The following is a 21,607-nucleotide window of genomic DNA, read 5'->3' on the forward strand; positions in this document are numbered from 1 at the left end:
TGCCAATCCTTATAAATACTTTTGCCAAGCGCTACATGCGCTCTCAATTAATGCGTATACATGCTCAAATGCTTCAGCACTTTGACGATAGGGATCTGGGATTTCGGTGTTATTAATCCATTTTCCTAATAAAAAAGTTTTACCACGTGCTTCGGGGTAACGGGCGTATAAATCTTTTAAGTGGCGCTCTTCCATTACTAAAATAACGCTATTTTGCGCAACTAAAGCCGACGTTAATTGACGCCCTTGATGGGCATCCATATTTATACCATTTGCTAACGCTATTTTTGTTGCTAGGGGGTCGGCTGGCTTGCCCTCTAATGCGGTTAAACCAGCAGACGATACGTTAATATTTTTCCCTTCAAGCTTATGCTTTAAAACGTATTCACCGGTTGGACTGCGGCATATGTTACCCGCGCAAACAACTAAAATTGAATCAAACATTATATTCGCCTTAGTTGTTTATATCGTTAAGGTTATCAACGGTAGCTACAGATGGTAATAATAAGCTTATAACGCGATTCCAACGGGCCAGTGGTGCAGAGGTTACGTATACAATGTCGTGAGGTTGCAGCTCAAATTGCTCGGCTAAAACCATTGCAGCTATATTTTTTGCATGTAGCTGATAAACGTTTGCAATATAGCCTGTTTTTTCTATGTCACTTTTACGCAATACAAATACACCATTTGCATCAGCTGTATTTTCGTTTAAACCGCCTGTGTCACTTAGTGCCTCGGCTAAATTTAAACCATAGCGATTTAGTGTGACTGAGCCTGCGCGCTTTACATCACCTAAAACGTAGACCTTTTGTGCATCATTGCGATTCACATGCACTATATCGCCGTGTTGTAATAAACGGTTTTGTGATATATCTCCATGCGCATAAAAGTCATCAAGCTCAATGACTTCTGTTTTATCGCCGCGAGTAAAAGTAACACTGCGCCAGTCGGCTGCACTTGTTAAACCGCCAGCTTGGTTAAGAGCATCAATAAGCGTAAGTGGCACCTCTGTTACTGGGTATACGCCCGGCTGTTTAACCTCTCCTGTTACATATGCTTTTTGGCTATTAAAGCCTACTATTTTTATATCTACTTGAGGGTCTTCTATTACTCGGCTTAAGCGGCTTACTAAATCGTCTCGTACTTCACTAACTGTTCTGCCCGCTGCTGGTATATTCGGTGCATAGGCATAAGTTATAGTGCCATCTTCTTGCACTCTAAAACCGTCAAACTCAGCAGTTCGCTGAACTGCTGCTGGGATTGTAAGCTCTGGATGATCCCACACACCAATTGTTAATACATCACCTACACCTAGTTTGTATTGGTAATTACTAGTATCAACACCAGCATAACTTGATATTGGTTTAGCCGCACTGCGAGATTGCTTTTGGACTAAAGAGGAGTCAATAATTTGAATATTAACTTTTTCGAGATCTTGCTCAAGATTTTGAGTTTCCTCACCAGGCGAGATCCCCTTAAAGTGACTACCTGGAACTATTGTACAGCCTGTTGCTGCTAGCATTACGAGAGAAGTTACGAGTGATTTACAGCTTGACGCCATTGTAGAATCCCAAAATTATTTTAAATATTGCACTTGCTCACCAACCTTGGTGAGTACTTATTTTTTTAGCGGTGTAATTAAAGCATGAGGGGTGATAACGCGCAAGCGCGAATCATTTTATGCGTATTAATTTAAAGGCCAACGCGTTGGTAAAAGTGCAAAAAAGCAATTTAAATACACCAACTGAGTAATAGCGAGTTTACCTTGCGTTTACTCTTATTAGTTTTACGCAACATAAAGCCGCTACCACAACTACTGTGGGCTTCGCCCATTACGCAGCAAGCTGCGCGTCTACGAGCTAAACATTGAAAGTTTTGCACTAACCTAGTAGCAGCGAGTTTACCTCGCGTTTGGCCTTCATTAATATTGTCGCGGCATAAAAATGTAAAAGCGTTGCTTTTATTACGCCAGCAAGTTGCGTGTCTACGAGCTTGTCTAGCCCTTTGGGGACGCTTCACGTTCCAGTTCGTCGCAGAGCTCCTCTCGCTCCAGCTTGAAAGCAAAACTATTTGCTTGTCTAGCCCTTCGGGCACGCTTCACGTTCCAGTTCGTCGCAGAGCTCCTCTCGCTCCAGCCCTAGGTTGCAGTTCCTACGTACTGATACTTACTTAAATTTTTTGGCATAAAGCCGAAGCTGTGCATTTTGCTAGTATTGTTTTATATCTTTGTTATCTACGCTCATTTCTACTTGTTTATTAAGTAGATTAATTAGCAAAATACTGCGCATATCACCGTCTGGCTCTTTGTAAATAGCTTTAATATTATTAAATGAGCTGTTATTTACGCTAACTACATCACCCGTTTTAGGTATAGTAGAATCATTAGTATGTAAACGCTCACTTTTAAGTTGTTCTATTAGGGCTGTAGGTACAATTTGATAATTTGCCCCATAAGATACAAAGCCGCTAATTCCGCGCGTATTTTTTACCGCAGAAAAGTTACCGTTTTGTGACTCAAGACAAACAAATAGGTAGTTAGGGAATAGAGCTGACTGTTTAACGGTACGTCGACCTTTAACCAGTTTCTCGGTGGTTAGCTTGGGGTAAAACACTTCAATCCCTTGGTTTAGTAAGTTGGTGGCTGCTCGCTCTTCTTGGCGAGGCTTACACGTAACTAAATACCAACTTTCCATAGCAATCCTTACTACAAATATAATTGCAAAAAACACAACGTTAAATTTAATAACGCGTAATTATAAACAATTTAAGCGCATTAAGTAAATAGATGTTTATTGTAAATATTTACTAACCTTGTTAATTGTAATAGTGAGGTTTGTTGTAACAATTACGCGTTTTGTCGCTAAAATTAAAACTTAAATCGTTCTTTGAATATTAGTGCCAGCATAAAGCCACTGCTACAGCTATCGTGGGCTTCGCCCATTACACCAGCATGTTGCGTGTCTACAAGCCATAAACTAATAAGAGTAAAATATATCTAGTAGCAGCGAGTTTACCTCGCGATAGCTCTACAAATTTTTACGCGGCATAAAGCCGCTGCTACAACATAACTAAACTTTGCTTAAAGCGCTGTTTGACCCTACTTTTAACTTTATCCTTAAAAAACTAAATATAGATACCCTATGAAAATACTTCACCACGGAGCGGTAAATGGCGTGACTGGCTCGTGCCACGAATTAGTTATTAATAGTATAAACAGCGTGCTAGTAGATTGTGGGCTTTTTCAGGGGGAAGACGCAAAGGATGATTTATCAATAGAATTTGATATTGCGCACATTTCCGCGCTTATTGTTACCCATTGCCACATTGACCACGTTGGGCGCATTCCTTATTTATTAGCAGCCGGTTTTAAAGGGCCTATTTATACTACGCCTGCCTCGGCTAGTTTGCTGCCATTAGTGATTGAAGATGCATTAAAAGTAGGTGTTACCCGCAATACAAAAATTATAAATGCGTGCTTAAGCTTGATAAATAAGCAGATAGTAGCGGTTAATTTTTATACCTGGTTTGAGCTGCCTTGCGCCAACCAGCAAATAGCTAAAGCGCGGTTTCAGCGTGCTGGGCATATATTAGGTTCAGCCTATGTTGAAATAGATGTTGGCATTAATGCAAAAAATAATAAAAGCCATAGAGTTGTGTTTTCGGGCGATTTAGGGGCGCCCTACACGCCGCTATTACCGGCTCCAAAACCTCCTTATAAGGCCGACACATTAGTTATAGAGTCAACCTACGGTAATAAAAATCATCAAGGCCGAAAAGAGCGCACCCAAACACTAAAAAATGTAATTGAACGCGCAGTAGCAGATAACGGCGTAGTGTTAGTGCCGGCATTTAGTATTGGCCGCACACAAGAGCTACTTTACGAGCTAGAACAACTAATACATCAATCAGCTAAAGGATCGCCTTGGCGAAGTATTCATGTAATTTTAGACTCCCCTATGGCTGCCAATTTTACCGAGCAATATATTAAGTTTAAACACTTATGGGATGCCGAGGCTAAGCGCAAAGTAGCCAAAGGCCGCCACCCGCTAGACTTTGAAAACCTAACCACGGTTGATACCCATAGCGAGCATAACGCTATTATTAATTATTTAGCGTCGCGCCAAACTCCAGCCATTATTTTAGCTGCCAGCGGAATGTGCAGTGGCGGACGAATAGTTAATTACCTTGAGCGCTTTTTACCTGACAAAACAACCGATGTATTGTTTGTTGGCTACCAAGGCCGCGGCACGTTGGGGCGCGATATACAAAAATATGGCCCCCGCAATGGGTATGTTTTTATAAACGATACACGCATTACAATTAACGCACAGGTGCATACCATTAGCGCTTACAGCGCGCATGCCGATCAAAACGGATTAGTAAAATTTGTAACCGGCATGCGTAAAAAGCCAAGCCATATAAAAATTGTACACGGCGATGAAGATGCAAAGCGCGCTTTGGCAAGTAAATATAAAGAGGTGTTGGGTAGTGAAGTTAAAATTGAGATAGGGACTTAGCTTAGCCCAGCACATTTTTACCACCGAAAACACAGAGGCGCTACGCGCTCCATCGAGAAGTTATTGGCTTTTCTCTTTCACTTCTGCGTGTTCTCTGTGGTGATAGTCATCTCTTAATGATTTTATAAAAACAAATCTACCACCGAGAACACAGAGACGCTGCGCGCTCCACCGAGAAGTTATTGCGCTCCACCGAGAAGTTATTGGCTTTTCTCCTTCACTTCTTCGTGTTCTCTGTGGTGATAATCATCTCTTAATGATTTTATAAAGACAAATCTTCCCCCGAGAGCACAGAGGCGCTACACGCTTACAGAAAAAACATAAACTCTTTTTCTACAGATCTCGTTGGTAGAATAGTTACTTACAAAGCTATTACAGGAGAAATTAGTTATTGTTGAATTGTAAGCTTAGGTAAGCCTAGCTTACACCTTATAAAGTTAATTACTTTACAGTAGTTTGCAAGTGCGTATAAATAAAGGCTAAATACAGCTAGAAAACCATAAAACATATAATACTCTGGAATATTATACACTTCTCCGATCATCCCAACTCCAGCAAAGATTGAAGCGATCAAACAAATTAATGCCAATGTTTGCATTGGAGAGCAACCTATTCTCTGACAGATATGATGCAAATGCTCTCTATCTGGTTTAAATGGCGATTTTTTTTGCTTTATTCGTCGCACCATTATTGCGACCATATCCATTAGTGGCACTGCTATTAACCAAAGAGCTGTTACAGGGCGAATCATTGGACTGCCTGGGTTTTGGCTGGCACCAATCAACAACCAGATTACTGTAAAGCCAATCATCATACTGCCTGCATCACCCATAAATACTTTTCTGGCACGTCCAAATAGGCCTAGATTCATTATAATGTAGGGGATCATAGTTACTACTAACAGCACGCAAAGATAACTTAACTTTTGCTCACCGGTAAAGAATAATAAAATAGCGATACTGCCAAATGTTACGATAGACAATCCACCTAAAAGCCCGTCTATACCATCAACCATATTAAACGCATTGATACAGCCAATAACAGCAAATACTGTAATTATTGGCCCAGCCCATGATAGGTTAACTTCTCCAAACCCAAACATATTGCCTAATGTTTGCATTTGCGCTTCAGCAAAGTAAATCATAATAATTGAAATGCCCGTTTGAACGGCCATTCTGAACTTTACACTCAGATTGTACTTATCATCGAGCACACCTATTGCTGTTAATGCGGTTATACATAACATAAATAAGTTCTCGTGGTTTATCATTCCGGGGTGTGAATAAATATAATGTACGATAGTAATACATATCGCAACGCCACCAACTAAAGGGATATTACCGGTATGGGCCTTCCTGCCGGAAGGCTTGTCAACAAGCTCAATTTTTCGTGCTACTTTTCTCATAAGAAAAAGCAACGCAAATGCAATTATAAACGTGAATGAAAGATCTATGAACATAAAATAAAACCTAATAAGGGCGAGCGCTAGCTATTAGTTCTAACAGTCTCTTCAATATGAGTTAACATGGTATTGGCCTGCACAACTCGGTCAAACTTCTTAGCAGCCTTGGCTGAGCCTTCTCTTAATTTAGCTAATTTATCTTTATCTTTCGAAAGCGAAAGTACAGCCTGAGCTAATGCAGAAGGATTTTCAGGTGGAATTATAACTCCAGCATTATTATCACTTACTATTTTTGTAGATTCACCTTCAGGAACAGACATAATAATAGGTAATCCCATCCCCATTGATTCAAAAATTTTTGAAGGAATAACCGTTTTAAAAAGTGGAGTATTTTTTAAATGGACCAGAGAAACATCACAAATGCTCCAAAGAGAGGGCATATTACTCTTATCTTGACGAGGAATCATCACAATATTTGATAAATTATTTTTGACAACAAGTTCTTCGATTCTAACTCTATCAGCACCTCCCCCTGCAAATACAAATTTTATTCCGTCTTCGGCTTGTAGTAACTCTGCAGCCTTCACTATATTATCCAATGAATGAGCCAAGCCATGAGTGCCAATATAACCTGCAATAAATTTACCATTTAATGAATAAGTATCTACAAACTCTTGATCTTTATCAGTTTGTGAAGCGAAGCTACTTAAATCAACGCCATTTAGCACAACTTTAATTTTGTTTGGTTCTACTCCCCTTTCTATTAATTCACTCTTAAAGCTATTAGTAACGGAAATAATACTACTGGCTTGTTTATATAAAAATAGCTCTATTTTTTCTAAAATACTTATTAGCTTACTTTTCTTCATAGCTCCAACAGCTGTGATAGATGCAGGCCAAATATCTCTCAATTCAAATACAAATGGCACTCGCTTTAGCTTGGCTAAAGCCCACGCAGAAATGGCAGTAAAAAACTGTGGAGATGTACCGACCACAACATCAACTTTTTTGGTAAAAAGACCAAATAAAAAACTTGAAAGCATGAAAGAAATAAAATCTAGGGTACGTTTCACGAAGCCTTCGTTTGCTGTGATGTATGTTTTAACCCTCCAGACAGTTATTCCATCAATATTTTCTTTATGTAACCATTTATTAGAATAACCTTTAAATACAACACCTTCAGGAAAATTTGGCGCCCCAGTTATAATTGTAACTTGTACTCCTTTTTTTACCCACTCCCTGGCATGTTCATATGTGCGAGTGGCTGGTGCATTACCTTCGGGTGGAAAGTTATCTGTTAAAAATAATATATGCATTACTAAAACCTTACAAAAACTGTATTTTGATTATTAATCAACGTGCAAACTAATTTTACATTAGGTATTGAAATGCCAAATTCAGGATGCCACGTGGTATTAAGAATTTCTACTTCCCCTATACTAGAAAAAACAACCTTTTCATGGTTAGGTAAAATAAGGTGAACTTCGCTTTTACTAATACGCTCCACTTTAATATCAGGATGGAGATGGAAGTGAGATTGACAACTTCTATGGGGCCCTAATACCTCATCTTTTACTTCTACACTTGATTGATTAAATTTCCAGCTCCGCTGATGTATAGGGTTTCCCTTTAGGCGTTTAAAACCATTGTGTGAGCATACAATCTGTAAATAACTCTCATTAATTTCTACTTTTTTTACTGTGGGGTAAGCTCGTCTCGCCACTCGAAAACCACTCCACACCTCACTTGAATCTAAACCGTCAATACTCAGAGTGTTATGCGATACCGTTTTCCTCTGTCTTAACCTTTCATCTGTAACACCATATAAACTGGTGCCACTATTTACGAATAACCGTTGAGAACCATGGCTTATTTCGAATGATAAAGTATCAGCATGAGCGTGCCCAGGGAGATAATCAGGACCAACACGTGCCATATCTAAAATAGCCTTGAATGTTGAATTTGAAACAACGGCATATCCACTGTTTTTATGAAAAGTGAAATGATCTATTCCTTTTGTGGGAACGGTTGTATTTTTAAGCTCTTTAGTAGTTAAAGCTAAAGCTTTACTATACTTATGCAGTACCTTTATATCTGGCGCGATCCCAAATGCAGAATCATTAAAAAAAGACACTTTACCATCTGGGTGGCTCATACTCTGCCCCCAATGCAACATCTTAGTTATAATCGATTGCCAGCCATCAACTTTAGACATTAAATCTTCTTTATTTGTCGAATTTGCGAGATTTACAAGGTCTAGCATGTCAGTAAGAATAATATTGTGGTACATAGGTGATAGTTCAAAGTTTGCACCATCGCTTAGTACTTGCTCATTGAGCTCTGCAGTTATAATTTTCAAACCTGTAGCAAGCCACTTTTGTGACTCCTTACAGTTAAAAAAACTACCTGCAAAAATCAAAGCCTTCGCATTTGCAAAAAGGTGATTGCCTAAAAGGTGATATTCAAGCTTTTGACTTAAGACATTTGATTGTGACCAAAGACTTTCTATCGCCTTTTCAGGCAACGCCTCCTCACTCCAATGAAATTTAATCCAATTAACAATGCGCAACGATAGTGGGTAAGGCTCCCAGCCAACGCCAGTGTTAAATTTATTATGCTCCACCCAATGACTAATTATTTTTTGATTTAATTGGTGTTTTTCAGAGCAACCTCTGGCATTTAAATAATCAAAGTAATGTAAATTATAAAGCCATAGTAACGGTTTCGTTTTATTGTCCCAGTCAAGTATTTTTCCTGTTTCATTAAGAAACGTGACATTTTGAGAGTCAATAATTGCATTATCTAGAGCTTCTAGCTTTATATACTGATTATTATCTAGAATCTTAAGCTCATTTGGGCACTCCAAATAAGTAATTTTTTTATACTTTCTATAAATTCTATTTACTATTTGTATAACTTTCATATAGTAAATAGTGAACAAAAAAAGGTGTAGCTTTCTCATTTTTTAAAAAACCTTTTTATTGAACTAAAATTAAAATACTTAAAAAAAGAAACATTATTGTTTGCGAAAAACTTTATAGTTCTAAAAAGCTCTTTACGACCATAAGCCCGGCTCATATATATTAAAGCTAACGGAGACATGCCTATAATATTCTTATATTCATTAGGCAAATAGTGGAACATACGAGAAAAAACCTCTAACCTAATTCTAAAAAGCTCAACGTTTTTTATTTTTGTTAGGCTTCCTTGAGAAACGGTTACATTATATATAGGCTCGGAAAAGCATTTTATTTTTTTGCTTTTTAACGAGCACTTTGCTGAAAACATCCCGTCATTAGCGATTAATGTCTCATCGAAATAAATACCATTACTTTTAATTAACTCAATATTTATGGCTTTACTCCAAGGGACATAGTGAGAAAATAAAAGCATGATTTTATTTTTATAAGAATCATCCCGAATATATGAATACACTAAGTCTGAATACTTTAAATGCCTTTTTGCAGCTTTATTTGTATCTAAATAACTAGAAGTAGGAGGGAAAAAGAGAATATCTTCGTCATCAGTATTGTTTATTGCAGAAACTACTTGGTTTATGCCTCCTTCGATAAAGTAATCATCAGAATCTGCAAACAAGAGCCAATCCCCTCTTGCTATCTCTATCCCCGTATTACGTGCCCCGCCGGCGCCTTTAGCATATTTGTTACTCACCAATTTAAAATTACTGTGAAGGGTTTTAGGTAATTCAACTGGTTGAGTACTGTGATCATCTATAACAATTACTTCTATACAAGGGATATTAGGGATTGATGCTAATAATTTTTTTAAAGATTCAGATGAGTTAAAGTGTGGAATTATAATACTTATATTAATCATTACTTTTTTCTTTTTTGAAGCATGGGTAAATCGTTAATAAATATGAAAATATAAAAATAGGAATAAATAACCTCAAACCTACAATTGAATATGACTTCATAAAGTTAAATGTTAAGAAAATAAAAATAGCGTAAAGTAAGGCAAGCTGATTATTTTTAGGACCATATAGAAGACTTGCAAGAAAAAGTAAGAAAACTGACAATGTTACTAGCCCTGTTTCAAATGCTAATTCAAGAAAAACATTATGCGGATAATAATAAGCGTCAATACCGTACACTTCTATACCAAATGTGCCAAGACCTTTACCTAAGAAAACAGCTGTGAGATCTTCGAAACCATTATGATACATACTCTGAAGTGCGAATAATCTCTCGTTCACCGAGTTTCCACCGTTATCATTTAATAACATTTCAAATCTCTTAATAGTTCTTTCAAAAAAACTATATAGATCTATATTAACCGTACTTATAATATAACTACAAACTATAAAAACCAGAGGTAATAAATAGAATCTTCGATATATAACCTCTCTAATAATTGTCTTATAATTAGCGAAGAAGAGTATTGTGAGACATAAAAAAAGCCCTAAAAGTGGTCCCCTAGCACCAGACATTAGAACTGCAATTATATTAACAGATACTATGAGGCCATACAAAATTTTCGCTCTCGCTATTTGAGTAACGGCATAAACAATCGATATACATAAGTATAGGGGCAAACTCAGATAAATACTTCTAACTACGTCTACGCCCCCGGCACCGCCTGAAAATAACTTTGGTAGTATATAAATAAAATATAAAGCTACCGGAACTGACATTATACTAAAAACATCCAAGTAGGTTTTAGCATTATATTTATTATAATTCAGTGTTAATAAATATAATGAAATAATTAACCCTGGGGCTGTTGCTATAAACTTATAACCCCCAACACTCTCAGATTTTGAAAAATAATAACTAACCCCCAACATTATAAAGAACAAAAAAAGAAGAAGAATGGGTGAAGTTACTTTAAAATTTTTTTCAAGGAATACGTATAAAATTGAAACAGCTAAAAATGATAATAAAGTTATATCAATAGGAAAAACATATAGCTGTTTAATTACGCTGCTATATAAGAACAGGGATGTAAAAAAAGATAGAAAAATAAAATAGAAGTTATTTTTCATACTTTATTCTAGTAATAAGTTCTAACCATTGCTCTTTCCATATATCAAAGCTGAATGATGAAGATGTACTTTTATAAGCATTCTTACTCATCTCAACACGTAGAGCGTCATTAGATATAAGTCGGTCCAAGCTTTTTTCTATCTCACTAGCTCTTGGGTCTATTAAAAAGCCATTGAACCTGTTAAGAATAATGTTTGTCATTCCTCCTACATTGCTTGCAATTACAGCACACCCTGAGGCCATAGCCTCAAGAAGACTCAATGAAGTACCTTCACCAGCAATTGTAGGCACAACAGCAATATCGAACTTTTTGTGAAACTCCAATGATTCATAAGCCTGGTAGGATGTAATGCACACTCTACTTTCGCCTTTAAATGAACTCTCTATGTAAGGCTTTAAAGGACCATCACCCGCAAAAGTAACTCTTATGTTTGAATGCCTATCTAAAATGTTTTTTATAGCTTCACAGAAGATATATACGCCTCTTTTTTCTATAAACCTTCTTGCATAGACAATTTCAATTATCTCTTTATCTTTAAAAACGATGGGCTCTCTGTCTGGCAAAGTTGTAAAGTTTGGAATCACTGTAATTTTTTTAGATATGTTATTCCGAGTATACGTTCTGTACCAATTAAGGTAATTATAATCAACACAAACCACATGATCTGAAGTCGCAGTCAGTTTTAAGGACTTAAGCCTTTGCCCTAATTTAAAAAGGTGTCCTAGACAGCTTTTCATAACTTTTAGTTTAAGTTTAGAGTTGGTGTTTGTGTAATCAAAACCTATACCGTGTTGTATCGAAATAGATTTGTAATTGCCCTTAATTACATGACTATCCGTGCCCCAAACTACAACATCTTCCTTTTGGATATTTAACTTCTGAAAAGCCGGGATTTTACTCACTTTATCAGTAGGCACTGATATTACTTTAAGCCCATTTACTTGAAAAGCATCAAACTCACTGCCCAATTGGCAAATGACAACGTCATGTTCACTACTAAGTGACAACGATAAATTGTAAAGGTAAGTCTGTATTCCACCAATACATAACGTTCCATCCTCAAAAACTTTGTCATGCAATATATAAATCATTCGATTACCTCTGCATTTATATTTAATAAAGCTTTGGACATATCACTAGCCTCCATATATTTTTTTTCTCTAATAACATTGAGGTTTTTAACATGATTTTCATAATCATTATTTAGTTCTTCAATTAACGAATATAACTGATTAATATTAAAGTCATCATTCCAAATAAGCCCAGTATTTAGGGAAGCGCCTATCATTAGCTTTGGCTCTATTTCTATTGAAATTGCCGGTATACCTAATAGAGTTCCATACACAACTCCATGAAACCTTGATGATATAAAAAACTTGTATTGAGATAACTTTTCTATAAATGATTTTGATGAGTAAACTTTAGGTTCCCATTTAACAAGGTTAATGTTATTTAGTTTAGCAAAATTTACCCATTCGGAATCGTTGGCAAATAACACCAAATCAGTGTTATTTTTATTTTTAATCAGATACTCTTTTATAGCAGGGAAATGCTTACGACCACCTTCATCATGTATCCAGTCTCTTAAAATAACCGCACTTTTTTCACTACTATTTAGCTTAGTAAGTTTTTTTAAAAAACATAAATCCGTATTAATTTTTACATTTTTTACTTTATTATTTTTACAAAAGTCATAGCTTTTAGTATCTCTCACGTACAACTCATCAAATGATTTTAAGTCATTGATTATTTTTTTAAATTTTGAAGAGTTTTTTGTATAAAAAGGACCTAAACCTAAACCTAAACCAATTTTTTTATCATAAGAGATTTCTAGGCCTCTTCTTAATATTTTATTAATTAAGTTTTTTGGGTTTTTGAGATGATATTTGACTTTAAAAATAAAGCTATCTGAAGTTGGGAATAAGTAAAATTGTGTTCCGCCTCCATAGATAAACACTGAGCAATTAATACTTGCTACATCATTTGGGTGATAAACATCAAGCATAGGATAACCGTCTTTTAAATAAGATGCATTTCTTGCAATAACTGCTACTTTACTGTTAGGTGGTAATTGATTGAAAACTACATCAAACAATGCATCGTCGCCAAAGTTACCCGTACCATAGGCCCCTTTGATAACAAAATCATATTTATAACTACTACTCTTAATCATCAAACTCTCTTATTCGCTATAAACTTATTCACCAATGCTTAATAAGTTAAACTTTTAAATAAACTAAATACAAAACAATAAAAATTTATGTATAGAAATGATTTTTTTCTTTTTTTAAAATAAAATAAAATCCTAATAATGAAGTAAGTCTAACAGAGACGAAAGCTAATACAGCACCGTATAAGCCCAGTAATGGTATCAGCGCAATGTTTACTAATAAGGATACGGCTAGCTGACAATAAGAAACTATATTCCCTTTTTTTTCTTTTCCAAGAGCAACTAAGCTAAGTCTTTCTAGATTAGCTATAAATGAGAAAAAAACCCCTACTCCCATAATAGGTAAAATAATTAATGTTTCCTCATACTTCTCACCAAATAAAAACTCTATCGCTATGCATGCAATAGATATATAGAGTATGATCATACTCAAAAAAATTAAGATAAGCTTAGCTTTAGCACCTTCCAAACTATTATTTTTTTTTAGTGTTGGCAATAGAATAGTAGTTAGACTCGAACTTATAATTGGTAACAAAAATATAAAACTAAATGCTGCCCAGTAATAAGCTACACTTTGTGAGTTCAAATAACCAACACCAACAAAAAAGGTTAATAACCAAACCTCTAACCTCATTAATACCAATACAGACACTTCAAAAACTATAAAACCTTTAGAAACATTTATAAGCTTTTTAAGAGAATTTAGCGGCTTGTTTCTTAATCGAGTTTTGGAGTATAGTAAATATATTAGAATACTAATAAAAAAAATTATGCTAATACTCTTAAAATATGCATCGATAAAATCCTCATTAAAGAAATGGAGTACTACAATCATAATTAAAAGCAGCAAAATACTTCGTAGAGGAAGTAAAAAATTGTAAACTTTAAAATTTTCTGAGGCTTGGTATTTACTTAAAACATGATCGAAGCTTGCGCCTAGCAGACCAGCTAAAATAGAATAAATATAAATTTTTTCTATAAAAACAGAAGAAACAAGTAAAATGAATAAAAAACCTAACGTTACTATCAATTTTGAATTTTCGTAATCTTGCATTGAAATATTTGTGCTATTTACTACATACGCGTTATTAATTCCAATACTTGGCAAGAGCATGGCTGCTGTAAAAATAGAAAATACAAAACTAAAGTAAGCATAATCAATTACAGTCAGTTCTTTCATCAGTACAAGTGTAATCAGAAATGAGCAACCAGCACCTAAACAGCGAAAAAGGACAATCGACAGTACCTTTTTAATACTGACATTCAAGGCAGTAAGCCAACAAAATCTAAAGTGTATTCATTGTTTTTTAAATTATAAAACTCTTTGTGTTTTACTAAAACAACATGGATATCTGCATACTCGACAGCGTCGTTAATATTAGTACATTCAATACTATCTACATGCGTTGAATCTATATTTGGCTCGACGGCTTTTACTGTACCTCTATGGAAAGACTTAATCTTTTGGGTAATAGTTAGAGCAGGACTTTCTCTAAGGTCATCAATATCTGGCTTGAAAGCTAGGCCATAGCAAGCAATAACAACATCTTTAGCTGTTTTACTTGGATTGGCTTGTAGGAAATCGGAAATAGCAACTTTTACCTTATCTATAACCCATTGAGGTTTAGCATCATTTACTTGGCGTGCAGTACTTATCAATTTAGCTTCATCAGGTGTTTTGCTTACAATAAACCAAGGGTCTACCGCGATACAATGGCCACCTACACCAGGCCCAGGCTGCAAAATATTTATTCTAGGATGACGATTAGCTAATTTTATTAGCTCCCAAACATCTATATCTAATTTGTCACATATAACTGAAAGTTCATTAGCAAAGGCGATTTGAACATCTCGACAAGAATTTTCGGTTAATTTAGCCATTTCAGCAGTTCGCGCATTAGTAATGACACAATCTCCCTTCACAAAGGTGTGATAGAGCTCTACAGCACGAGCTGAACATTTAGCTGTTATACCTCCAATTACACGATCGTTCTCAACAAGCTCTCTCACTACATGACCCGGTAGTACCCTCTCAGGACAATGAGCGATGCTAATGTCGGCAGATTCCCCGGCTTTCATTGGAAAGGTTAAATCAGTTCTAGCTAATGCTAACCACTCAGCCATTTGCTCTGTTGCACCAACAGGTGATGTTGACTCAAGTACAACTAAATTCCCTTTTTCGAGTACAGGAGCAATTGCTTCACAAGCTTTCTTTATATAGCTTAAGTCTGGTTCAGGGATTGAAGAGTGATTGTTTTTAAAAGGTGTAGGTACCGCAATTAAGAATGCATCTGCTTTTTCTGGAACTGTAACAGCTTTTAAAAAGCCTTTATTAACAGCTGTGTATACTATTTTATCTAAATCAGGTTCAACTATATGTATTTCACCTCTGTTTATTGTATCTACAGCTAATTGATTTACATCAACCCCAATTACTTTTTTTTCATACGACGCAAACATTGCTGCTGTTGGTAAACCTATATAACCTAAACCAATAACTGAAATTTTTTTGAATGACATTTTAATCCTTTCTACCTTACTGCTTTGTAGCTTTTACACTCAAGCTTTGGGGTGATTCAAAGCTTATAAATATATTAAATAATCCGAACACTAAGCTTATTCAATTCAAGCTAAACTAAATGCATATTAGTTCATGCTGCTAGCTAAAATGTCACATATACGCTCACAAGCCTTGCCATCTCCATATGGGTTGTGAGACCTACTCATCTCTTTATACGACATATCATTATCTAACAACTCATCTAAAGCTGAGGTGATTCTTTCTACATCTGTGCCAACTAATTTTACAGTCCCGGCATCAACGGCCTCAGGACGCTCAGTAGTGTCTCGCATTACAAGCACCGGCTTGCCTAAGCTCGGAGCTTCTTCTTGAATGCCTCCCGAGTCTGTTAGAATTATATGCGCTCGATTCATTAAGTAAACGAATGGCAGATATTGTTGAGGTTCAATTAAATGGACATTATCTACATTTTGCAATATGCGGTTTACAGGCTCTTGTACATTTGGATTTAAATGTACAGGATATAAAATTTGGCACTCTGGATGAGCTTTTGCGGTTTTGGCTAAAGCTTCACAGATACGTTCAAAGCCACCACCAAAACTTTCACGTCTGTGCCCAGTTACTAAAATTAGCTTTTTATCTTCATTGAGCATAGGGAATTGCTCTGCAAGTTGATTACTTAATTCACCATTAGTATCTATCTGTTTTTTAACAAGTAATAGGGCATCAATTACAGTATTTCCAGTAACGCTTATATTTTCGCATTTATGATTTTCTCTTAATAAGTTTTGCTTAGAAGTTTCTGTTGGAGAAAAGTGATATTTTGTCAATGTTCCAGTTAACATACGATTTCCCTCCTCCGGCCAAGGAGAATAGATATTGCCAGTTCGTAATCCGGCTTCTACATGCCCCACAGGAATTTGCTCAAAGTAGGCTGCTAAGCTTGCTGCGAACGTTGTAGCTGTATCTCCATGTACAAGAATTACATCAGGCTTAAACTCTTTTAATACAGGAGTTAGTTCTAGTAATATACGACTCGTTACTTCAGGTAAAGTCTGTCCTGCTTTCATTAAATCAAGGTCATAGTCAGGCTCAATCTTAAATAACTTTAATACTTGATCCAGCATTTCTCTATGCTGCGCTGTGACGCATACCTTACTATCGAAGCGATTATCAACATTTAACGCATTTACAAGAGGCGCCATTTTAATTGCTTCTGGTCGAGTACCAAAAACCACCAATACTTTTTTACTAGCCACACATTTCCCCAAGAATATTTAATTAATTATAACGTCTAGATTTCTTTAAATTCTCTCTAAAGTAACCTTTTAGTAACACGATGAAAATACCTAGCAGAGCACCTAAGAAAGCGCCCAAAACACAAATAAGTGCTCGTTTGGGACCTGATTTTTTTTCAGGAACTAGTGCTGGATCTATTGTCTTAAATACATACTCATCCCTAACCTCAGCAAACATGATCGTTTTAGACTGTTCCTCAATTAGCTTATAGAGTATCGAACGCATATCAGCGACTCTAGTCTGCTTAAGCTGCTCAGTTAAAAACTTTTTACTTTTAACCGCTTCTTTTACATCTCTAATTTTCATCGTTTGATTTATATCTTGTACTAACCACTCAACCCACTCTCTAGCGATGTATGGGGATACGTGCTCAACGCTTATAGTTACGATTCCAGTATCTTGGTTTTCGATTACTTGCATAATTTCTATAAATTTCTCATAGGCCTCTTGCAAGGATGGTATTGCTTTTTTAGGTGGCTGAACTTCACGGACCCACTTTTGTAGCTGGGTATCATAGAGTTCAGCATCATAAATAATAGAGTTGCCCATCACATTCCAGCTTTCAGCAGCAAACAGGTCTATCAAAATATTATGCTTTTCTACAAAGTCATTTATAAACTTTCGAGATTTAATTATTTCTAGAGCTAACTTAGCATTACTACCTGAAGAATTCATGTTTATACCAGCTAAGCTGGCTAAACCACCGAACTGCCCAGAAAGAGCTGATAAACCACTTGATTGCTTAACATCAGCAGGAGCTAATATAACCTGGGTTTTATAAATATCAGGTAACTTTAGAGCATAAAAAATTGATAATACAGAGCAGAAAACAGTAATCGAAAATATGATTACTTTTTCTCTCCACAAACTTTCAAGTAAATTCCAGAAGTCTGTTTCATTCTCGTAAATTGAGCTATTAGGCTTCAGCGAAGGAGAGGTATTATTTGTATTCATTTATCACTCTTAATTATTTAATTTTGTTTACAAACTACCAATCGCAGCTACTGCTACACCCAGTTGATAAAGGATTTGGGTAGCTGTGCTCCATAGCGTTAGCTTATCCATATGGCTTGCATCCATCGGTATTACTATTGTATCACCAGGCTCTAACTGCTCTGAGTTATTAACCGCAAACCAGCCACCTTTATTTGGAATTTTTACTGAACCATTAGCTTTAATAATATAAATGCTATCTTCATTGGCACGCTCTTTAAGACCACCACTTAGGGCAATATAATCGTCAACACTTACACCTGCTTTATATAAGTGTGATGTTGAGTAATTAACCTCACCAATAACGCTAATAGAGTCACGTTTGCTAGGTACATACAATACATCACCGTCTTGAAGGACTAAGTTTTGCTTGTTTTCAACAATAAGTGGTAAATCGATAACTAGGCGCCCTACCGCTTCTACATTCGCTAAATCATTTAATAACTTATTCATTTCATCATAAGAAAGTGAATTACTACTCACTGAGTTTTGAAAGCTCTTTGAAGCAATATCGCGGCGTAGCTCAGTTGATAAGCGGGCTAGCTGTTGCTGCTCTTGTTCTTTAATTGAGGCACGGGTGAATACAGCTGCTTTTTGTTCAGCAAACTCAGAGAAGCCACCTGCACGCTCAAGTAACTCAGTTAGTGTTTCGCCTCGGCGAATTGTGTATGTACCAGGGAACCTAAGTTCGCCTTTAAGCTCTACTTTTACGTTTTCTTGCCAATTTGGGATAGCGAATACGTTAATGCTGTCTTTACTTTGCAATGTAATGTTGCTTTGTAAATCACCACGCATTGCACTTTCGAGGTCTAAACGTAAGTGTTCTATTTTAGACGCGTCGCTTGCAACAATACGCGTAATTTCGGCTTGTTTTACGTAGGCTGATTCTAGCAAGCCACCTGCAGCGGTTACTAAATCACGTACATCACCGCCTACCATTAACGGGTAAACACCTGGGAATGTAACGTTACCGCTAATTTCTACTAGCTGCATAGCCTGCTCAACTGAGGCTTGCTGCTTAAATTTGGCAATAATGGGGGCTAAAAGGTTATGGCGGCTAAATAAAGCGTAATCTTCAGGCTTTAATTCAAGTTCGGCTTCTTCTTTTGCTTTACGTTTTGAAATTTCGGCTATTGTAAGGGCTTTATTTTCTTCAAAAATAAGCTCCTCTTCTTCTTGGTTTATACCGATGTATTTTTCAAACTCTTTTTGCTGATATGTATGCCATTGCTCAGCCTTTAGCTGCTGCTCTTGCTGCTCCTGACTCAACGCCATATTAGCAAGTGCTGATTTTTCAGCGTCTTTCTCTTCAAAGCGGCTAAATACTATGATTTTGTCATTAGCTTTTAATGCTAAATTGTTTTCAGGATTTTTAATAATGGCTTGTGCTACATCAAATTGATGCGCTTCTATATCACCATTTATGTTAATTTCGCGAATAACTAAGCCGTAGCTTAAATCTGCTTGTGGCAACAAATCGCCACGTACTGATTTTAAAACATCAGAAATACGCTTACCTTGATACCATTGATAATTCCCTGGGCGCGCTACAGCACCAATTAAGCTAATAGAGTTTTGGTATTGTGAGCTTACAGAATTAAAGCGTACACGGTCGCCATCTTGCGGGATGTAGTTAATTTGTGGCTTAGTAAAATCTACTGATAGCACTTCTTTGCGATCAAAATTGAAACGTTCTACCACGGCATTTTTTGCATAAGCACCCGGCTTTAGGCCCCCTGCCATAGTGAGTAACTGCTTAGCTGTTTCACCTTTTTTAAGTTCAAATATTGCAGGGCGTTTAACTAAGCCGTCCACAGTAACTTGAGCACCTACTGGTGGTACAAAAACGACATCGCCAGGCTTTAGTACTATATCGTTGCTGCTATCGCCATTGATTAGTAAATCGTAAAGGTCGAAATTAGCTACTGTTTTACCAGCGCGTTTTACTTGTATGTTACGCAGTGAAGCAATTTCAGACACACCACCACTTACAAACAAAGCATGTGATACGGTTGTTAAAGACGATACGCTGTAGCTGCCTGGTTTGTAGGCCTCACCTAATACAAGTATGCGCATACTACGCAGTTGGCCCAGTGATACAAAGGCTTTTACACCGATTACTTCTTGCTCAACCTTTACTTTTATTAGCTCTTTAATTTCGGCAAATGTTAAGCCTGCTACTTCTACAGGGCTTAAATCGGGAATGCTAATACGCCCTTCACGGCCAACAGTTACATCAAAACTATCGCTTTCTTTCCCGTAAAAGTTAATTTTTAGTTGATCCCCTGGACCTACTATATAAGTGTCAGGTACGGCTGCATTTTCACTTGGCATAAATGTGGTGGGTTCACCGGCAAAAAGCTCGTAGCCGTAAGGCTTTAATTCTTCTGTTTTTGGCTTAAAACGCTCTTCGTCAGTTAAGTCTTCTTGTTCTTTTTCTGGGCGTTCGCCGATAGTTGACTGCTGCTCATTTGAGTTTTCGTCATTTGATTGATTAGCGCCGGTGATCGTAGAAATATCTACACCGTATTGCTTTGCTAGGGCTTCTTGTTGGGCTTTTGGCAACTTTTTAAATTGCTCAATTTGTGAGGCCGTTGGCGTAAAAGCCATGGTACTAAAACTACAAAGTAGAATAAAAGCACTAAAAAATTGTGTAAAAACTTTCACGAGTAGGTATATCCCTAGGTCTACAACCAAAATTGGTGGCTATAATACATTAAATCTAAACAAATAAAAAAGGGACTTTCGCCCCTTTTGTCACTTAAATGTCATTAAATACGGTTTTTGGTTAAAAACTGTAAACTAACGTTAATGACGTCTCTGTATCTGTGCTTTCTTCGTCATCAGCAACATCTGAGTTGTTGGTAACATTAAAAGCGACTTTCATTTGCAGCGAGCCATTTATTTTTGCTAGCAATGCAGTTTCTGAACGCGTTTTGGTGTTTGAATCACCGTACTCAACTGATACAAGTTGAGTAAAACGTGCGCTATCTGAAATCTGCCAGTTGTAATCAAGTTTACCTAAAGCAATTACTTCACTGTCGCTTTCGCCTGCAAGTAGGTTACCGTCGTCATCAACTTGCGTGCTGTCGTCTGAGTATTCAAAAAATTTGTAACCCGGACCAAACTCTGCATTTAACCACATATCTGGTTGGTCAATTAAACGTAAGCCGTAACCAGCAGAAATTACAGATTCAGTTCTATACGCGCCAAAGTAATCTGAAACGTGTGAACCATAAATGAACAAATGAGAATTCTTTTCATTTAATTTGTAATTACCTTGCGCAGATGCAGAGTACTTTTCGTTCGTACGCTGCTTGTCTTTGTCGCCGTTGTCATCTTCTACTTCATCTTCTTTATAGATGCCGTCGATTTTGTACTCGTTATTCCAGTTTTCTAGGTGATGTAATACCTTTAAACCGCCTTTCAACGTTGTAGTTTCAGTGTTACCACTAGTGACAATAGCACCTAGCTCGCTTGTTACTTCCCACGTTTTTTTCTCTGCGTCTTCAGCGAATGCGTTAGTTGCAGCAGATGCTGCAACTAAAAGTGTTAAAAGCTTTAATTTCATTAAAAATAACCTATTTAATCCTAAAAATTATACTAATTCGCTTAATTAAGTAATCTATTTTGAGGCTGGAAAAGCGTGTTAATAGCCAGGCAAAAAATTCGCTATTTAGTTGTTCTAAATGAGAATT

At 36.6% G+C, this 21,607-nt stretch carries 17 protein-coding genes; 1 reads left to right on the forward strand and 16 read right to left on the reverse strand.

The genetic code is table 11. The features are described 5' to 3' along the window. Positions 1-9 precede the first annotated feature (9 nt). From AN395_RS09595 to rfaH, 3 genes are all read right to left on the reverse strand, one after another. A complete protein-coding gene (locus AN395_RS09595) occupies positions 10-444 on the reverse strand; it encodes a low molecular weight protein-tyrosine-phosphatase (protein WP_054982859.1) in 435 nt (144 codons plus the stop codon). Between the two features lie 10 nt (positions 445-454). Beyond that, positions 455-1,561 carry a polysaccharide export protein gene (locus AN395_RS09600; RefSeq protein WP_054982860.1) on the reverse strand — a complete coding sequence of 369 codons (1,107 nt, stop codon included), beginning with the start codon at positions 1,559-1,561 and terminating at the stop codon, positions 455-457. A 646-nt stretch (positions 1,562-2,207) separates the two neighbouring features. After that, the gene (rfaH, locus tag AN395_RS09610) at positions 2,208-2,693 is read right to left on the reverse strand and encodes a transcription/translation regulatory transformer protein RfaH (protein WP_029773213.1); all 486 of its coding nucleotides are present in this window, start codon (positions 2,691-2,693) and stop codon (positions 2,208-2,210) included. Between the two features lie 447 nt (positions 2,694-3,140). Between rfaH and AN395_RS09615 the strand changes: the two genes are divergently transcribed. Next, positions 3,141-4,517, forward strand: coding sequence for an MBL fold metallo-hydrolase RNA specificity domain-containing protein (locus AN395_RS09615; RefSeq protein ID WP_054982862.1), 1,377 nt, complete (start codon positions 3,141-3,143; stop codon positions 4,515-4,517). Between the two features lie 388 nt (positions 4,518-4,905). On the opposite strand, the gene wecA is transcribed toward AN395_RS09615, so the two are convergent. From wecA to AN395_RS09680, 13 genes are all read right to left on the reverse strand, one after another. Beyond that, positions 4,906-5,976, reverse strand: a complete 1,071-nt coding sequence (gene wecA / locus AN395_RS09620; RefSeq protein WP_054982863.1) for a UDP-N-acetylglucosamine--undecaprenyl-phosphate N-acetylglucosaminephosphotransferase — start codon at positions 5,974-5,976, stop codon at positions 4,906-4,908. Positions 5,977-6,002: 26 nt separating this feature from the next. Next, entirely contained in the window at positions 6,003-7,235 is a 1,233-nt protein-coding gene (locus AN395_RS09625) for a glycosyltransferase family 4 protein (protein WP_054982864.1), read from the reverse strand. Between the two features lie 2 nt (positions 7,236-7,237). Next, positions 7,238-8,881 (reverse strand): heparinase II/III family protein, encoded by a 1,644-nt coding sequence (locus tag AN395_RS09630; RefSeq protein ID WP_054982865.1) that lies wholly within the window; start codon positions 8,879-8,881, stop codon positions 7,238-7,240. Beyond that, positions 8,878-9,756, reverse strand: a complete 879-nt coding sequence (locus AN395_RS09635) for a glycosyltransferase (RefSeq protein WP_054982866.1) — start codon at positions 9,754-9,756, stop codon at positions 8,878-8,880. The genes AN395_RS09630 and AN395_RS09635 overlap by 4 nt, the downstream gene beginning before the upstream one ends. Continuing rightward, entirely contained in the window at positions 9,749-10,924 is a 1,176-nt protein-coding gene (locus AN395_RS09640; RefSeq protein WP_054982867.1) for an O-antigen ligase, read from the reverse strand. Before AN395_RS09640 ends, AN395_RS09635 begins: the two co-directional genes overlap by 8 nt. Further along, positions 10,914-12,017 (reverse strand): glycosyltransferase family 4 protein, encoded by a 1,104-nt coding sequence (locus AN395_RS09645; RefSeq protein ID WP_054982868.1) that lies wholly within the window; start codon positions 12,015-12,017, stop codon positions 10,914-10,916. Before AN395_RS09645 ends, AN395_RS09640 begins: the two co-directional genes overlap by 11 nt. Continuing rightward, positions 12,014-13,099, reverse strand: coding sequence for a polysaccharide pyruvyl transferase family protein (locus AN395_RS09650; RefSeq protein ID WP_054982869.1), 1,086 nt, complete (start codon positions 13,097-13,099; stop codon positions 12,014-12,016). Before AN395_RS09650 ends, AN395_RS09645 begins: the two co-directional genes overlap by 4 nt. An 85-nt stretch (positions 13,100-13,184) precedes the next feature. Next, positions 13,185-14,363, reverse strand: a complete 1,179-nt coding sequence (locus AN395_RS09655) for a polysaccharide biosynthesis C-terminal domain-containing protein (protein WP_157683950.1) — start codon at positions 14,361-14,363, stop codon at positions 13,185-13,187. Beyond that, positions 14,360-15,616 (reverse strand): UDP-N-acetyl-D-mannosamine dehydrogenase, encoded by a 1,257-nt coding sequence (gene wecC / locus AN395_RS09660; RefSeq protein ID WP_054982871.1) that lies wholly within the window; start codon positions 15,614-15,616, stop codon positions 14,360-14,362. Before wecC ends, AN395_RS09655 begins: the two co-directional genes overlap by 4 nt. Positions 15,617-15,742: 126 nt before the next feature. Continuing rightward, on the reverse strand, positions 15,743-16,876 hold the full coding sequence (gene wecB, locus AN395_RS09665; RefSeq protein WP_095206640.1) for a non-hydrolyzing UDP-N-acetylglucosamine 2-epimerase: 1,134 nt from the start codon (positions 16,874-16,876) through the stop codon (positions 15,743-15,745). Positions 16,877-16,898: 22 nt separating this feature from the next. Next, positions 16,899-17,870, reverse strand: a complete 972-nt coding sequence (locus AN395_RS09670) for a Wzz/FepE/Etk N-terminal domain-containing protein (protein ID WP_054982872.1) — start codon at positions 17,868-17,870, stop codon at positions 16,899-16,901. 27 nt (positions 17,871-17,897) lie between these two features. After that, positions 17,898-20,576, reverse strand: coding sequence for an SLBB domain-containing protein (locus AN395_RS09675; RefSeq protein ID WP_054982873.1), 2,679 nt, complete (start codon positions 20,574-20,576; stop codon positions 17,898-17,900). 121 nt (positions 20,577-20,697) lie between these two features. Then, complete coding sequence (locus AN395_RS09680) at positions 20,698-21,480, reverse strand: YdiY family protein (RefSeq protein ID WP_029773724.1); 783 nt, start codon at positions 21,478-21,480, stop codon at positions 20,698-20,700. Positions 21,481-21,607: the final 127 nt, after the last annotated feature.

The sequence above is a fragment of the Pseudoalteromonas sp. P1-30 genome (assembly GCF_001400005.1).
Taxonomy (GTDB): Bacteria; Pseudomonadota; Gammaproteobacteria; order Enterobacterales; family Alteromonadaceae; genus Pseudoalteromonas; species Pseudoalteromonas atlantica.

What these genes read in the sequence shown, in the direction of transcription:
- AN395_RS09595 (WP_054982859.1), bottom strand. Translation starts at nt 444, where the DNA reads ATGTTTGATTCAATTTTAGTTGTTTGCGCGGGTAACATATGCCGCAGT.
- AN395_RS09600 (WP_054982860.1), bottom strand. Translation starts at nt 1,561, where the DNA reads ATGGCGTCAAGCTGTAAATCACTCGTAACTTCTCTCGTAATGCTAGCA.
- rfaH (WP_029773213.1), bottom strand. Translation starts at nt 2,693, where the DNA reads ATGGAAAGTTGGTATTTAGTTACGTGTAAGCCTCGCCAAGAAGAGCGA.
- AN395_RS09615 (WP_054982862.1), top strand. Translation starts at nt 3,141, where the DNA reads ATGAAAATACTTCACCACGGAGCGGTAAATGGCGTGACTGGCTCGTGC.
- wecA (WP_054982863.1), bottom strand. Translation starts at nt 5,976, where the DNA reads ATGTTCATAGATCTTTCATTCACGTTTATAATTGCATTTGCGTTGCTT.
- AN395_RS09625 (WP_054982864.1), bottom strand. Translation starts at nt 7,235, where the DNA reads ATGCATATATTATTTTTAACAGATAACTTTCCACCCGAAGGTAATGCA.
- AN395_RS09630 (WP_054982865.1), bottom strand. Translation starts at nt 8,881, where the DNA reads ATGAGAAAGCTACACCTTTTTTTGTTCACTATTTACTATATGAAAGTT.
- AN395_RS09635 (WP_054982866.1), bottom strand. Translation starts at nt 9,756, where the DNA reads ATGATTAATATAAGTATTATAATTCCACACTTTAACTCATCTGAATCT.
- AN395_RS09640 (WP_054982867.1), bottom strand. Translation starts at nt 10,924, where the DNA reads ATGAAAAATAACTTCTATTTTATTTTTCTATCTTTTTTTACATCCCTG.
- AN395_RS09645 (WP_054982868.1), bottom strand. Translation starts at nt 12,017, where the DNA reads ATGATTTATATATTGCATGACAAAGTTTTTGAGGATGGAACGTTATGT.
- AN395_RS09650 (WP_054982869.1), bottom strand. Translation starts at nt 13,099, where the DNA reads ATGATTAAGAGTAGTAGTTATAAATATGATTTTGTTATCAAAGGGGCC.
- wecC (WP_054982871.1), bottom strand. Translation starts at nt 15,616, where the DNA reads ATGTCATTCAAAAAAATTTCAGTTATTGGTTTAGGTTATATAGGTTTA.
- AN395_RS09670 (WP_054982872.1), bottom strand. Translation starts at nt 17,870, where the DNA reads ATGAATACAAATAATACCTCTCCTTCGCTGAAGCCTAATAGCTCAATT.
- AN395_RS09680 (WP_029773724.1), bottom strand. Translation starts at nt 21,480, where the DNA reads ATGAAATTAAAGCTTTTAACACTTTTAGTTGCAGCATCTGCTGCAACT.